The organism is Rhodoferax sp. U2-2l, assembly GCF_020594515.1.
Classification (GTDB): Bacteria; Pseudomonadota; Gammaproteobacteria; order Burkholderiales; family Burkholderiaceae_C; genus Rhodoferax.
In genome coordinates this window covers 301,096-315,904 of the sequence record NZ_JAJCTH010000001.1, presented here as the reverse complement: position 1 = coordinate 315,904, position 14,809 = coordinate 301,096, and the positions used below count along the sequence as shown (strand labels likewise).

Below are 14,809 nucleotides of genomic sequence, written 5' to 3'. Positions count from 1 at the left end.
CGCCATGAACCTGCACTTGAGCCTGACGCCGCTGATTTCCCTGTTGGCTGGCATTCTGATCCTGGCCGTGCCCCGGCTGCTGAACTACATCGTGGCGATCTACCTGATCGTCATCGGCTTGGTGGGTTTGTTTGGCACCGGAGCGCTGCGCTAGCCAGCCACCCTCACAACAACCCGGAGGCGATGTTGATCGTCAGCGCCAGCAGCGTGGTGTTGAAGAAAAAGGCCAGCACGCAGTGCAGCAGGCCGGTGCGGCGCATCTGGCGGTTGGTGAAGCTGACATCGGCCGTCTGCGCCGAGGTGCCGATCACCGCGGCAAAGTACAAAAAATCGGCGTAATCCGGGTTGGGCGTGCCCGGAAACAGCAGGCCGCCGGGGTCACCCCGGCTCTCCAACACGTAAAAATCATGCGCGTAGTGCAGCGCAAACGTCACCTGCGTGAAGGCCCACGAGCTCACCAGAGTGAACCCCGCCAGCGCCATGCGGGTTAAACGCTCGCTCCCACTCAGGCTTTTGACCTGAGACAGCTCCAGCACGATGGCGGCCACGCACATCAACGCCGAGGTCACCACCAGCATCAGCACTAGAAATTTGCCGTCGTCCTGCGTCACCGCGCGGGTGCGCATGCGCTCGTGCGACGACCAGAACATCATCTTGGCTGCCAGCAGCAAGTACACCACGGCACCCACATTCCAGCCAATGATGGCGCGCGTCACCCAGGGGTGCACCAGCGTTGGCGGAATCAAAACCGCCGTCAGCAGGCCGGCGAGCAAGCTGCTCCACAGCCTGGGGCGCGACAACGCCACCCGCAACACATAGGCCGAATGGTCCACTTACTGCTGCCCGGCAGCCACATTGACCAACAGCACCAGCAGCGTCAAGGTGAACAACACCGCCAGCACCTGTTGCGCCAAGCCCGCCCAGCGCAGGGCCGGGCTGACCAGGGTGGCGCTGGCACTGCGACCCAGCACACCCAGGCCCACCGACACATCCAGAAAATCCTGGTAATCGGGCTTGCGGCCATTGGCAAAGGTCAGCACCGCGGGCTGGGCGTGCACCTGCGCATAAAAGTAGGCCTGGGCGTAATGCAGCGCAAACACGGCGTGGGCAAAGACCCAGGCCGTCAGCCAGGTCAACCCGGCCAGCACCAGATGCGCCAGACGCTCCGGCCCCGCCAGAGAGCGCGCTTGCGCCAGCTCGGCCACCACACACCCCAGGCACATCAAAATCAAGGCCAGCGCCAGCCCCAGCACCTGCTGCCGCCCGTCTTGCTGCAGCACCGCCAGCACCCGCACGCTGGAGCGCGGTTTGCCAAAAATCTGCCAGGCCGAGAACAGCAAAAACACCCCTGCCCCCACGTTCCAACCAATGATCAGCTTGGGCAGCCACGGCTGCCCGACTTGCCCCGGCACGATCCAGCCCACCACCAGCCCCAAGAGCACACTGCCCCAAAAGACCGGGCGCGACAACACCACCCGCAACACATAAGGCACATGGGTTGCGGTCGTTTCAGAGGGCTGCGTCATGGTGCGGGCCAGGTGTAGTCCATGCACTGGCGCTCCAGCCGGAGGGCGCCGATGAACGGCTTGATGGCCACATGGTCCGGGTGCTTTTGGTAGGCATCGAGTGCCTCGGCGTCTTCAAAAACGGCATTGAGCACCAGGTCATAGGTGCACTCATGCCCCGGCTGGGCGGTGGCGACCTCAAAGCGATGGATACCGGCGGTGAGCGCCGCGCAGGATTCGAGCAGCGCTTTGGCTTTGGCCACGTTGGTGGCCTTGTCCGCGCCTTCGGCGTGGTCCTTGAGTTTCCACATGACGATGTGTGTGAGCATTTGGGCTCTCCGATAAATAGTGATCTGATTGGCAAAGGCCGGCGGCCTGCGGCTGACAAGCTGATGACTCAGCCCAGGGTTTGGCGAACGGCGGGCAGCATTGCTTGATTCATAACGGGCGCGCCCCATTTGGAGATGAAGTCTTGCGGGGTCATGGGGCGGGTGAGGTGGCGGTTTGGAGGCGGTATGTGCTTACAGCGTGTGCAATTTTTCCTGCAGCCACACCTTGATGAGCGACTGGTAAGGCACGTCACGCGAGTTGGCGGCAGTTTTGATGTCGTCCAGCAGATGCTGCGGCAGGCGCAGCGAAATGGTTTTGGTGGTGGGCTTGAGGTTGCGCAGGCTCACTTTTTTGGCCGCCGTCCAATCCACAAAGTCGCTAGAGTTGTGCGTTTCCCAAAAAGCGCGTTCTTGCGCCTCGTTGTCAAACTTCGGCAGGGGTTTAGGCTGGCTGGTCATAAATCGCCCTTTCTTTGCGGTGCATGTCTCTGGCGGAAATCACCCGGATCAAACTCTGGTTTTGGCGCAGCATCAGGGTGATGTGAAGCAAACGCCCGGTATCGGTTTTGCCCAAGGCGTGCAGACGGGGTTCAAGCTGGCTGTGGACTGCGTCCACCAACATCAACAACGGTGCGTTGAAGAAAACCTGCTCGGCCTCGCTCGTCGAAACGCCGTGTTTGTCGTTCTTGCGGGCGTTGCCCTCGTCCCAGTCAAAGCCCTGAATCCTATCAAAGTCGATCATGGGTGCATATTATCAACATATACAAATTGACCGGTGTCAATGTGCTGTAGTCATCAGCGACATCGTGTGCTGGGGACAGAGCAAAAGTGCACTTTGGGTCACTTTGGGTCTGTCCCGCAAGGTGGACATCCAACATCCGGCAAAGTGTTGGGGACAGAGCAAAAGTGCACTGCGTGTCACTTTAGGTCTGTCCCGCAAGGACTCAGATGATCTCAAACACCCCGCACGCCCCCATGCCGCCGCCGATGCACATCGTCACCGCCACCCGCTTGGCACCGCGGCGTTTGCCTTCCAGCAAGGCGTGGCCGGTGAGGCGCTGGCCGCTCATGCCGTAGGGGTGGCCGACGGCGATGGCGCCGCCGTTGACATTCAGGCGCGCGTTGTCGATGCCAAGCCGGTCGCGGCAATAGATCACCTGCACGGCAAAGGCTTCGTTAAGCTCCCACAGGTCGATGTCGTCCACCGTCAGGCCCAGTTTGGCCAAGACTTTGGGAATGGCAAACACCGGGCCGATGCCCATCTCGTCGGGCTCGCAACCGGCCACGGCAAAACCCAGGAAGCGGCCCAGCGGCTGCAGGCCACGGCGCTGTGCCACCGTTTCGTTCATCACCACCACCGCGCCCGCGCCGTCGGAGAACTGGCTGGCATTGCCTGCGCTGACCCAGCCGCCGGGCAGCGCCGAGCGCAAATCCTTGATGCCCTCATAGGTGGTGCCGGGGCGGATGCCTTCGTCCTGGCTGACCGTGACTTCGCGGGTGATCAGGCCCAGCGCCTTGTCGGCCACGCCCATGGTGACGGTGATCGGGGCGATTTCTGCAGTGAACAGGCCCGCCTGCAATGCGGCGGCGGCTTTTTGCTGGCTGGCCGCGCCGTACGCGTCCATGGCTTCTCTAGAGATGCCGTAGCGTTTGGCAACGGTTTCAGCGGTTTGCAACATGGTCCAGTACAGCTCGGGCTTGTTCGCCGTCAACCACGGATCGGCCATCATGTGCATGTTCATCTCTTGTTGCACACAAGAGATGCTTTCCAACCCGCCCGCCACATAAATGTCGCCCTCACCGGCCACGATGCGTTGCGCCGCCAGCGCAATGGTTTGCAGGCCCGACGAGCAAAAGCGGTTGATGGTGAGGCCCGGCACACTCACCGGGCAACCGGCACGCAGCGCGATCTGGCGGGCGATGTTGTTGCCGGTGGCGCCCTCGGGGAAGGCACAGCCCATCATCACGTCTTCCACTTCGGCCGGGTCCAGCCCAGCCCTTTGGATGGCGTGCTGCACCGCGTGGCCGCCGAGCGTGGCACCATGGGTCATGTTGAAAGCGCCCTTCCAGCTTTTGGCAAGCGGCGTGCGGGCGGTGGAGACGATCACGGCAGAGGTCATGGTGTGTTCCTGTAGGGATAGCTTGCAGATGTCGAACCGACGGCGTCAAAGGGTGCTGCCCGCTGCCACCAGCCGCTGCAGCAGCGGCGCGGGTTGCCAGAAGCTGGCATCGTCCAGCTGGTTATGCGCAAACCGCTGCATGGCCGCCACCACGTTGAACAGACCGACCTCGTTGGCGTAATGCATCGGGCCGCCGCGGTGCACCGGAAAGCCGTAACCATAGATGTAGACGATGTCGATGTCGCTGGACTTGTTGGCGATGCCGTCCTCCAGGATGCGGGCGCCTTCGTTGACCAGCGCATACACCAGCCGCTGCACGATCTCGTCGTCAGAAATTTTGCGCGGGGTGATGCCCAGACTGGCGCGGTGCTCTTCAATCATCTGCACCACCTGGGCGCTGGGCACCGCGTCGCGTTTGCCGGGCAGGTAGTCGTACCAACCCGCGCCGGTTTTCTGGCCGAAGCGGCCTTGTTCGCACAGCAGGTCGGCTGTGCGGCTGTATTTGACCTGCGGTGCCTCCACGTAACGACGCTTGCGGATGGCCCAGCCGATGTCGTTGCCCGCCAGGTCGCTCATGCGAAACGGCCCCATGGCCATGCCGAATTTCTCCATCGCCCGGTCCACCTGCGCTGGCGTGCAGCCTTCGTCCAGCAGAAAACCGGCCTGGCGGATGTAGGGGTCCACCATGCGGTTACCGATGAAGCCGTCGCACACGCCCGACACCACCGCCGTCTTTTTGATCTTTTTGGCCAAGGCCAGCACGGTGGCGAGCACGTCTTTGGCGGTCTTGTCACCGCGCACCACTTCCAGCAGCTTCATGACATTGGCCGGGCTGAAGAAGTGCAGGCCCACCACGTCTTGCGGCCGCTGGGTGATGGCGGCGATGTGGTTCAAGTCCAGCGTGGAGGTGTTGCTGGCCAGGATGGCGCCGGGCTTCATCACGCGGTCCAGCTCGCGGAACACGGCTTCTTTCACGCCCATGTCTTCAAACACGGCTTCGATCACCAAGTCGGCATCTTTCAGGTCGTCGTAACTCAGGGTGGTGCTGAGCAGCGCCAAACGTTGCTCAAGTTTGTCGGGCTTGAGCTTGCCTTTTTTGACCTGTGATTCGTAGTTCTTGCGGATCGTGGCCAGCCCGCGCGCCAGCGCCTCGGGTTGGGCTTCCAGGATCGTGACCGGCACACCGGCGTTCAAAAAGTTCATCGCAATGCCGCCACCCATGGTGCCCGAGCCGATGACTGCGACGCTGTGGATCGCTCGAAGCCCCGTATCTGCGGGAACATCCGGCACTTTGGACGCTGCGCGCTCGGCCAGGAACAGGTGTTTGAGCGCGCGGTGCTCGGGCGTCCACATCAGGTTCAGGAAGGTGTCGCGCTCAAAAGCCATGCCGTCCACAAACGTCTTTTGCGTGGCCGCCTGCACTGCGTCAATGCACTTGAGCGGTGCCGGAAAGTGTTTGGCCATGCCCTTGACCATGTTGCGGGCAAACTGAAAATAACCGTCGCCTTGCGGGTGCTTGCAGGGCAGATGGCGCACCAGCGGCAGCGGGCGCACGTTGGCAACCTCCAGGGCAAAGGCCAGCGCTTCTGCCAGCAGGGTGTCGGGCGACATGGCCAGTTTGTCAAACAGCTTCTGGCCCGGCAGTGCCAACAGATGTTCACTCTTGACCGGCTCGCCGCTCACGATCATGTTCAGCGCGGGTTCCACGCCCAGCGCGCGTGGCAGGCGCTGGGTGCCCCCGGCGCCGGGCAGCAGACCCAGCTTGACCTCGGGCAGCGCCACCTGGCAGCCGAGTGCGGCGATGCGGTAATGGCAGCCCAGCGCCAGCTCCAGCCCGCCGCCCATACACACGCTGTGCACGGCGGCAATCACGGGCTTCGGCGAAGCTTCGAGCGCCAGAATCACGCTCAACAGGTTGGGCTCCTGAAAGGCTTTGGGGGAACCGAATTCGGTGATGTCGGCCCCGCCGGAAAATGCCTTGCCCGCGCCAGTGATCACGATGGCGGTGACCGCCTCATCAGCCAAGGCACGCGCCAGGCCATCGGTCAGCGCCACCCGAGTGGCCAGGCCCAGGCCGTTGACGGGCGGGTTGTTCAAGGTGATCAAAGCCACCGGGCCTTGCACGGTGTAGTCAGCGGACATGGGCTTTCCTTTTTAAATAGAACGATCGTGCTTTTATTGTAGGAAGACTGGATGACGCCGGCACTGCGGGCGAACCCTTGGTTTGATCCGTGCGTGACAGGTCACGTCATTTCAGCGTGATGTCCTGCACCGGCACCCCCGTCAACGCCGCCAGTGCCTGCACCACCAGCTGGTGATCTTCCCGCTGCGGCAGGCCCGACACGGTGACAACGCCGATGCAGCCCACACCTTCCACGGCAATCGGAAAACTGCCGCCATGGCTGGCGTAGTCACGCGGGGGCAGGCCCATTTTTTTCTCCAGGGAGCTGTCTTCTTTTTGCATGGCCAGACCGATGGCGTACGAGCTGCGGTGGAGCAGTTCGACGGTGTTGCGTTTGCGGCGCGCCCAGTCGGCGTTGGCTGGGGCGGTGCCGGGCATGGCGTGGAAAAAGACAGTTTCACGGGCCAGCCGAACCTCGATCACCACCGCCGCACCACGCGCCGTGGCGCTGCTGCGCAACAGGCAGCCCAGTGTCCAGGCCGTCTCCTCGTCAAAGCCCTTGAAACGCAGCCTGGCCTCCTGCAGCGCAATGGTGGCAAGGTCTTGGTGGATGTCCATGTTGGTTCCTCAAAATAAAGTGAATCAGCCCACGGCAGATCGTGGGCATCCAAAAGGGTTGGGGGATAACGGAACCTGCACAGCGCCGTTTTACACCGCCAGCCACGCCCGCTGCACCGCGGCATCCGCCAGCAGCGCCGCGGGCGTGCCGTCAAACACCACCCTGCCCTGGCCCATGACCACGCAGCTGTCAGCGACGTCCAGCGCGATGGTGAGCTTTTGCTCGATCAGCAGGACCGCCACGCCGCGCGCCTTGAGCGTGGTCAGCAACGTACCCACCTGCGCCACCAGCTGCGGCGCCAGGCCTTCGGTGGGCTCGTCGATGATGATCAGCTCGGGGTTGCCCATCAGCGTGCGACTTAGCGCCAGCATTTGCTGTTCACCGCCGGATAACACGCCAGCCTTGACGTTCAGGCGCTGCTGCAGTTGCGGGAACAGCGCCAGCAGGTCGGCCTGCTGCCAGCGACCCGCCTGGGGGCCGGGTTTTTGACCCAGCAGCAGGTTTTGCGCCACCGTCAAATCTGGAAACACATCTCGGCTCTCCGGCACGTAACCCAGCCCGGCGCGGGCAATCTCAAAGGTGCTCTGGCCAATCAGCTCACGCCCGCGCCAGGTGATGCTGCCCTGCGCCGCAACCAGCCCGAAAATGGCTTTGGCCAGCGTGGAGCGGCCCGAGCCGTTGCGCCCCAGCAGCGCCACCACCTCGCCCGGCAACACCCGCAGCGACACACCTTGCAGCACCTGGCTTTGGCCGTCACCCGCGCCATAACCCGCGGTCAAGTTGTGAATGGTCAGCATGCTGCGTCAGGCCCAGGCGTGCTGGTGGACGGGGGATGCAGGCAACACCGCACCCAGGTAGGCTTGCTGGACCCGCGGGTCGGCGCGCACCGCGTCCACACGGTCAAACGCCAGCAGCTCCCCCTGCACCATCACCGCGATCTTGTCTGCCAGACCAAAAACAACCGACATATCGTGCTCCACAATCAATAGCGTTTTGCCTTGCGTGAGCTCGTCGATCAACGCCATGAAGTGACTGGTTTCCGACTGGCTCATGCCGGCGGTGGGTTCATCCAGCAGCAGCACGGCCGGGTCACAGGCCAGCGCCATGCCCAGCTCCAGCGCGCGTTGCTGGGCGTAGCTCAGGTGTTGGGCGGGTGTGTCACTCACGTTGTCCAGCTGCAGGCGCTGCATCAGCGCCTGCGTGCGGGCGTTGGCTTCACGCTGGCTGGCCAAAAACTTCCAGAAGGCATACCCCAGGCCCAGCTGCCACAGCATGGCGCAGCGCAGGTTGTCAAACACACTCAGGGTGGGAAACAGTTGGCTGATCTGAAAGCTGCGCGACAGGCCCAGGCGGTTGATTTGAAACGGCTTTTGGCCATCAATGCGCTGGCCGCCCAGCCAGACCTGGCCGCTGCTGGGTGCCAGGCGGCCACTGATCAGGTCAAACAGCGTGGATTTGCCCGCGCCATTGGGGCCGATGATGGCCACACGTTCGCCGGGCCACACGCTCAGGCTCAGGTTGCGGATGATGTCGGTCTGCTCGAAACGCTTGTGCAAGGCTTTGATTTCCAGTTGGGGTGCGCCCAAAACCAAACCGGCCGGGGTGTCAAAAGCCCGTGTCATGGCCGCTCTTTCTGCGCCAGCCAACGCCTGCTCACCCACCACAAACCCGCGCCCAGCCCACCCAGCAGGCCTGAGCCGAGCCAACTCGTCGGGCTGTGGGCATCCAGCGTCAGCCCCAGCAGCGACAACGTAGGCGGCAGCTCGTCGGCCAGCTGCAGGCGAAAAGTCATCTCAGCCCACACCCATAAAGGGCTGATCGCGAGCAGCGCAGAAGTCAGCAGCGCCAGCCGCTGCGGCCATTGCCGCCACCAGGCAATCTGCCTGACCCTTTGCCACAACGCGACCAATAGCGCCGCCAAGCCACCCGGCGCCAGCATCACCATCGCCAGAAAAATCACCCCCAGGTACAGCAGCCAGGCCGGGGTGAGCCCGGGCAACAAGCTCAGCGCCAGCACCATCAGCACCGCGCCCAATATCGGGCCAAAGAAAAAAGTGCTGCCACCGATGAAGGTAAACAGCAAGTACAACCCGGAGCGATGGGCGCTGAAAACTTCCGCGCTCACCAGTTCGAAATGCAAGGCCGACAGCCCACCGCCCACGCCAGCAAAAAAAGCCGCCATCACAAACACCAGGTAGCGCACTTGCTGCGGGTTGTAGCCAACCATAGCCACCCGCTGCGGGTTGTCGCGCACAGCGTTGAGCAAACGCCCCAGCGGCGTGCGGGTCAGGACGTACATCAGCGCGGTGCAAACCAGGGTGTACAGCGCGATCAGGTAATACAGCTGGATGGGCGGCCCAAACGTCACACCGAACGGGGCGCTGCCTGTCACCCGGTTGCCAGAGACACCGCCCTCGCCGCCAAAAAGGTCCGGCAGCACCAGCGCCGCCGCCCAGACCAGTTCACCGATACCGAAGGTGATCATGGCAAACGGCGTGCCCGCGCGCCGGGTGGTGACCCAGCCCAGCAGCAGCGCCAGCGCCGCACTGCCCAAACCACCCAACAGCGGGATCAAGCTCACCGGCAGCGCCCAGCCGCCCGTCACGCGGTTCAGGGTGTGAATGGCCAGAAACGCCCCGGCGCCCGAGTACACCGCATGGCCAAAACTCACCATGCCGCCTTGCCCCAGCAGCAGGTTGTAGCTCAGGCAGACGATGATGGCGATGCCCATCTGGCTCAGCAGCGACTGGCTCAGGCTGCTGGTCAGCCACAGCGGCGCCAGCGCCAGCACCAGGGCATAGCCGCCCCACAGGGCCAGGCGGCCACCGATGTGAGCAGCCGCATCCGGGGGCCGCTGGGCGGACGTCACGCGGACCAAGCTCACCAGGCGCTGGTGCGCGCGGCGCCACCAGCCAGACCATGGGGCCGAAAAATCAGCATCAGCACCATCACCGCGTAGGGCAACACTGGCGCGGCACGCACATCCAGCGCCACGGCCAGGGTCTGCAGCAGGCCGATCAGCAGGGACGCTGCAAACGCGCCCTTGAGCGAACCCAGCCCGCCCACCACCACCACCACAAACACCACGCCACCCAAGGCTTGCGCCATGCCGGGCTCGGTGACAAAGGCATTGCCGCCCAGCACACCCGCCAACCCGGCTAGCGCACACCCCGCGCCAAACACGCTGGTGAACACCCGCGGCACGTTGTGGCCCAGCGCCTGCGCCATGTCCGGGTGGGTGAGCGCCGCCCGAATCACCAGCCCGGCGCGGGTGCGTACCAGCAGCGCCAGCGCGCCCAACACCCCCAGCGTGACGGCCATGATGAACGCGCGGTATAGCGGAAACTGGGTGTCGAACACGGTCAGCAGCGGCCCATCCAGTTCCGCTGGCACGCGGTAATCGACCGAACTGCGGCCCCACACCAGTTGCACGATTTCGACCACGATGTAGCTCAGTCCAAAGGTGATCAGCAGCTCGGACATGTGGCCAAAACGGCGCACCCGGCGCAGGCCCAAGCGCTCAAACGCCGCGCCCAGCAGCCCCACACCCAGCGGCGCCAGCAGCAGCGCGGGCCAAAAGCCCAGCCAGGCACTCACGCTGTAGGCCAGGTACGCCCCCAGCATGTAAAAGGAGGCGTGGGCAAAGTTGAGCACGCCCATCATGCCCCAGATCAGCGTCAGCCCCGCGCTCAGCAAAAACAGCAACAAGCCGTAGCTCAGACCATTCAACAGGGACAGGGTGATAAATGCCATTCAGGACAACAAAGAGGTGCCAGAGGGGGTCGAGGTGGCACGGCCAAGCTGGATTTTCAACGCAAATCCGGCAGCAGGTAGTCTTTCAGCACCTCACGCAGCTTGCTTTTTTGCATCTTGCCGGTGGCGCCCATCGGGATGGCTTCCATGAAGATAACGTCATCCGGAACCTGCCATTTGGCGCACTTGCCCTCGTAAAAAGCCAACAACGCCTCGCGTGTCACCTCGGTGCCGGGCTTTTTGACCACGGCGACGACCGGGCGCTCGTCCCACTTGGGGTGTTTCATGCCGATACACGCCGCCATGGCAATGGCCGGGTGGGCCACGGCGATGTTCTCAAGGTCAATGGAGCTGATCCACTCGCCGCCGGACTTGATCAGGTCCTTGCTGCGGTCGGTGATCTGCATGTAGCCGTCCGCGTCAATGCTGGCCACGTCGCCGGTGGGAAACCAGCCGTCCACCAGCGGTGTCACGGTCTGGGTGTCGCCCTCGCCCCGGTAGTACTCGCGGATGACCCACGGGCCTTTGACCAGCAGGTCACCGCAGGTGTGGCCGTCCCAAGGCAACTCCTCGCCCTCGCCGTTGACGATCTTCATGTCGATACCGTACAGCGCGCGGCCCTGCTTCAGGCGCACCTTCATCTTGTCGTCTTCAGACAACTTGAGGTGTTTGTTTTTCAGGGTACACAAGGTGCCCAGCGGGCTCATTTCGGTCATACCCCAGGCGTGCAACACCTCCACGCCATAGAGGTCATTGAACGCGGTGATCATGGCTGGTGGGCAGGCCGAGCCGCCGATCACCGTGCGTTTCAGGCTGGAAAACGTGAGCTTGTTGGCCTGCATGTGACCCAGCAGCATCTGCCAGACGGTGGGCACACCGGCAGCGTAGGTGACTTGCTCCAACTCGATCAGGTCATACACCGATTTGCCGTCCATGCCCGGCCCCGGGAACACCAGCTTGGCGCCAGTGAGCGCGGCGGAATACGGAATGCCCCAGGCGTTGACGTGGAACATCGGCACCACCGGCAGGATGCTGTCGCGCGCCGACAGGCACATCACATCCGGCAGCGCCGCCGCGTAGGCGTGCAGCACGGTGGAGCGGTGGCTGTACAGGGCAGCCTTGGGGTTGCCGGTGGTGCCGCTGGTGTAGCACATGCTGGATGCGGTGTTTTCGTCCAGCTCGGGCCAGGTGTAGGTGACCGGCTGCACCGCCAGCAGAGTTTCGTAACTTTGCAGGTTCGGGATGCCGCTGTCCGCAGGCAATTTGTCAGCATCACACAGCGCCACCCAGTGCTTGACGCTGGCGCATTGGCTGTGGATGGCTTTGACAATCGGCAGGAAAGTCATGTCAAAACACACCACCTGGTCCTGCGCGTGGTGGATCACCCAGGCGATTTGCTCGGGGTGCATGCGCGGGTTGATGGTGTGCAACACACGGCCCGAACCACTGACGCCAAAGTACATCTCCAGATGCCGGTAGCCGTTCCAGGCAATCGACGCCACCCGCTCGCCGGGCTGGATCTTGAGCGCATCGAGCACGTTGGCCAGCTGGCGCGACCGCTGGGCGGCCTCTTTGTAGGTGTAGCGGTGGATGTCGCCCTCCACCCGCCTGGAGACGATCTCGCCTTCGCCATGGTGGCGCGCGGCAAAGTCGATCAATGACGATATGGTCAGCGCCTGGTTTTGCATCAGTCCGAGCATGTCTCTACTCCTCTTTATGGTTGACTTAACCGCCCATCGTACTGCCAAACCCAGACCTGTCCCAGGCGCAACAGCTACTGACAAACCCGTACCGTCGGCACCTGATGAGCGTCAGGCTGGCGGGATCAAGCTGGCGTGAAACGCCCGGTCGCCTTGCAAGATGTGCCGGGCCACCAGCTCGTTGACCACAAAATCGATCAACGCGCCCTCCGTCACCGCACTGACCGCGTCAGCCTGGGTACTGGCAAACAGCGCCTGTGCGCGCTGCACCAGCGTGCGATGCTCCTGGGCGTGTTCTGCCAGATGGGCATAGCCGCAATCCGCCAGGATCGCCTCTTCGTGCGCAAAGTGGGTTTGCGCGTGGGCCAGCAGACTGGCAAAGGCCGCCGCAAAGGCCTGCGGCTGCTGGCTGCGCCGGGCCACGGTGTCCAGCAGGGCATTGGCCTCATCAAACAGCGCCTGGTGCTCCTGGTCAATGACCAGGTTACCGCTGGCAAAAGCCGCCTTCCAGCGCAGATGCACATACGAGCTGCGATGCGCTGCGGTGTCGTCCAGTTTGGGCGCTGTGGCCGGCACGCTGAGGACCACGGCGTTGCGCCCACCCTTTTTGGCACGGTACATGGCCTCGTCGCCCAGACGCAGCAGGTCTTTTTCAGAGTCCGCGTGATCGGGGTACAGCGCCACGCCAATGCTTGACGAGATGCTGAGCGCCACGCCCTGATCGGTCAAAAATTCCTGCGCCAGCGCCTGGCAGATTTTGTCGGCCACCAGGGTGGCGTCATCCACCACCTGCAGTTCGGGCAGCAGCACCACGAACTCGTCGCCACCGAGCCGCCCGGCCGTGTCAGAGGCGCGTATGCAACTTTGAATGCGCCGCGCCACCGCCTGCAGCAGCCAGTCGCCCACCTCGTGACCCAACTCGTCATTGATGGGCTTGAAGCGGTCCAGGTCAATGAACAGCAGCGCCAGCCGGGTTTGGGCGCGGCGCGCACGGGCCAACTGCTGCGACAGGTGTTCAGCCACCAGGCGACGGTTGGGCAGCTGGGTCAGCGGGTCATAAAACGCCAGTTGGCGCACCTGGTGATCCATCAGCACCCGCTCGGTGATGTTCTCAAGCGACACCACGGCCCCGCGCAGCGCCTGGCCCTGCAGCGGCGTCACACTCATGCTCAACCAGGGCTGCCCGGGTCGCAGCGGGGATTGGTATTCACGGTAAAAGCGCTGCAAGCGCCCGTCCAGCACCGCCTGCACCCCATCGGGTACCGTCATCACGTCGGCGTCCGATTCGGCTCGGGTGCCCAAATCCTGCCAACCAGCCAGGTAGTTGGTCCCCACATCGGCACCAACGATGTTGCGCACTGGCACGGCGCCGGATGCCGACGCACCAGGTGGCATCTGGCGCGGTGCCGCGCGGTGCCAGATGTCATTGGCGGCCACGATCACGCCATGCTCGTCGAGCACGGCGATCTCCGCGGTGACCGAATTGAGCACCGCCTGTTTGAGCAACTCGTTGTCGCGCAGCACATTTTTCTGTTGCAACAAGACATCAAACAAGCGGTTGAAACCGCCCACCAATTGACCCACCTCATCTTGCCGCACCACCGGCAAGGCCTGGGGTGGCTGGTTATGGCGGACAAAGCCATCCAGCAGCCGCACCGCCGTGGTCATCGGCGCCAGCTGCCAACGCAGCAGCCACCAAATCAGCAGCATGCTCAGCAGGCCCAGCAACACCACGGCCATGCGGGAGCGATTTTTCAGGGCGTCGATCAGCGCAAAGGTCTCCGAGGGCAGCAACGTGACCGAGGCATACCAACCCGCCATCGGAATCTGCTGCACGCTGACCAGCACCTCCACACCATGCGGGTTGACCACCCGCGCCGTGCCCTCAAAACCTTGCACAAAACGGTCAATCCACGGGCTGATGCCAGCGGCAGGTAGCACCTCCAAAAGGCGTGGGGTGTCAGAAGTCGCAAAGATCAGCCGCTGGCTGGCGTCAATCAGGAAAAAATGGCCGCTTTTGCCATACCGGTGCGCCGCCAGCTGGCTCAGAAAATTGGGTTGATCCAGCCTGATCACGCCAGCCAACGCGCCCACCACCGCACCCTGCGGGCTGCGCAGCGGCACCGCCATGAGCAGCGACGCGGTGTTGAGCTCAGGGTGGGGCTGGATGCGCCGCACCAGCGGCGTGCCGTCTTGCAGTACCTGGGCGATTTCGGGCGGCGTCTGGCTGGTAGCGCCCGTGCTCGGCGTCAACGCTGACAGGCTGGTCAGCAAGCCCCGGGGGGTCCAGACCTGCATACCGTTGTTGAACAGCCCGGTCAAAAATTGACGCTGCAACAAAAAGGCTTGCAGTGCAGCCGGGTCGGCCAACTGCTGCTCCGACACCTCGGACGCGATGGTGGTCAGCGCATCGAGGCGGGCTTGCAAGCCGTGGTTGATCTCGGCGGTGAGCAGGTTCAAAGCCGAGCGCTGCTGCTCGCCGGTGTAGAGCAACAACTCGTCACGCAGCAGCCCCTTGACATAAAAGCCCAGCGACAAAAAGCTCGCCACAAACACCAACAACGTCAACAGCGAGACGCGGGTTTTGAGAGACTGCGGTTGAAAACGCTCAAGAAGCATGAGTTAACCCACAGTAACGGACCACGTTTTGGGAGGTCGGGC

The 14,809-nt window shown here is 63.3% G+C and carries 15 protein-coding genes; 1 reads left to right on the top strand and 14 read right to left on the bottom strand.

Annotation, left to right across the window (positions count from 1 at the left end; all coding sequences use genetic code 11):
- Window positions 1–4: 4 nt before the first annotated feature.
- The gene (locus LHU53_RS01400; RefSeq protein WP_227330281.1) at window positions 5–154 is read left to right on the top strand and encodes a DUF3096 domain-containing protein; all 150 of its coding nucleotides are present in this window, start codon (window positions 5–7) and stop codon (window positions 152–154) included.
- Between the two features lie 10 nt (window positions 155–164).
- On the opposite strand, the gene LHU53_RS01395 is transcribed toward LHU53_RS01400, so the two are convergent.
- From LHU53_RS01395 to LHU53_RS01330, 14 genes are all read right to left on the bottom strand, one after another.
- Window positions 165–833 carry a DUF1345 domain-containing protein gene (locus LHU53_RS01395; protein WP_227330280.1) on the bottom strand — a complete coding sequence of 223 codons (669 nt, stop codon included), beginning with the start codon at window positions 831–833 and terminating at the stop codon, window positions 165–167.
- Window positions 834–1,526 carry a DUF1345 domain-containing protein gene (locus tag LHU53_RS01390; RefSeq protein WP_227330279.1) on the bottom strand — a complete coding sequence of 231 codons (693 nt, stop codon included), beginning with the start codon at window positions 1,524–1,526 and terminating at the stop codon, window positions 834–836.
- On the bottom strand, window positions 1,523–1,834 hold the full coding sequence (locus LHU53_RS01385; protein ID WP_227330278.1) for a Dabb family protein: 312 nt from the start codon (window positions 1,832–1,834) through the stop codon (window positions 1,523–1,525). Before LHU53_RS01385 ends, LHU53_RS01390 begins: the two co-directional genes overlap by 4 nt.
- A gap of 192 nt (window positions 1,835–2,026) precedes the next feature.
- A complete protein-coding gene (locus LHU53_RS01380; protein WP_227330277.1) occupies window positions 2,027–2,293 on the bottom strand; it encodes a BrnA antitoxin family protein in 267 nt (88 codons plus the stop codon).
- A complete protein-coding gene (locus LHU53_RS01375) occupies window positions 2,277–2,576 on the bottom strand; it encodes a BrnT family toxin (protein ID WP_227330276.1) in 300 nt (99 codons plus the stop codon). Before LHU53_RS01375 ends, LHU53_RS01380 begins: the two co-directional genes overlap by 17 nt.
- Before the next feature lie 202 nt (window positions 2,577–2,778).
- On the bottom strand, window positions 2,779–3,954 hold the full coding sequence (locus LHU53_RS01370; RefSeq protein ID WP_227330275.1) for an acetyl-CoA C-acyltransferase: 1,176 nt from the start codon (window positions 3,952–3,954) through the stop codon (window positions 2,779–2,781).
- A 45-nt stretch (window positions 3,955–3,999) separates the two neighbouring features.
- The gene (locus tag LHU53_RS01365; RefSeq protein WP_227330274.1) at window positions 4,000–6,096 is read right to left on the bottom strand and encodes a 3-hydroxyacyl-CoA dehydrogenase NAD-binding domain-containing protein; all 2,097 of its coding nucleotides are present in this window, start codon (window positions 6,094–6,096) and stop codon (window positions 4,000–4,002) included.
- 106 nt (window positions 6,097–6,202) lie between these two features.
- Window positions 6,203–6,694: a heme-degrading domain-containing protein gene (locus LHU53_RS01360; RefSeq protein ID WP_227330273.1), complete on the bottom strand. Its 492-nt coding sequence runs from the start codon at window positions 6,692–6,694 to the stop codon at window positions 6,203–6,205.
- Window positions 6,695–6,784: 90 nt separating this feature from the next.
- Window positions 6,785–7,492, bottom strand: coding sequence for an ABC transporter ATP-binding protein (locus LHU53_RS01355; protein ID WP_227330272.1), 708 nt, complete (start codon window positions 7,490–7,492; stop codon window positions 6,785–6,787).
- Window positions 7,493–7,498: 6 nt separating this feature from the next.
- The gene (locus LHU53_RS01350; protein ID WP_227330271.1) at window positions 7,499–8,317 is read right to left on the bottom strand and encodes an ABC transporter ATP-binding protein; all 819 of its coding nucleotides are present in this window, start codon (window positions 8,315–8,317) and stop codon (window positions 7,499–7,501) included.
- On the bottom strand, window positions 8,314–9,579 hold the full coding sequence (locus tag LHU53_RS01345; protein WP_227330270.1) for a branched-chain amino acid ABC transporter permease: 1,266 nt from the start codon (window positions 9,577–9,579) through the stop codon (window positions 8,314–8,316). Before LHU53_RS01345 ends, LHU53_RS01350 begins: the two co-directional genes overlap by 4 nt.
- The gene (locus tag LHU53_RS01340) at window positions 9,576–10,448 is read right to left on the bottom strand and encodes a branched-chain amino acid ABC transporter permease (protein ID WP_227330269.1); all 873 of its coding nucleotides are present in this window, start codon (window positions 10,446–10,448) and stop codon (window positions 9,576–9,578) included. The genes LHU53_RS01345 and LHU53_RS01340 overlap by 4 nt, the downstream gene beginning before the upstream one ends.
- Before the next feature lie 56 nt (window positions 10,449–10,504).
- Window positions 10,505–12,148 carry a 3-(methylthio)propionyl-CoA ligase gene (locus LHU53_RS01335; protein WP_227330268.1) on the bottom strand — a complete coding sequence of 548 codons (1,644 nt, stop codon included), beginning with the start codon at window positions 12,146–12,148 and terminating at the stop codon, window positions 10,505–10,507.
- Window positions 12,149–12,259: 111 nt separating this feature from the next.
- On the bottom strand, window positions 12,260–14,767 hold the full coding sequence (locus tag LHU53_RS01330) for a diguanylate cyclase domain-containing protein (protein WP_227330267.1): 2,508 nt from the start codon (window positions 14,765–14,767) through the stop codon (window positions 12,260–12,262).
- Window positions 14,768–14,809 lie beyond the last annotated feature (42 nt).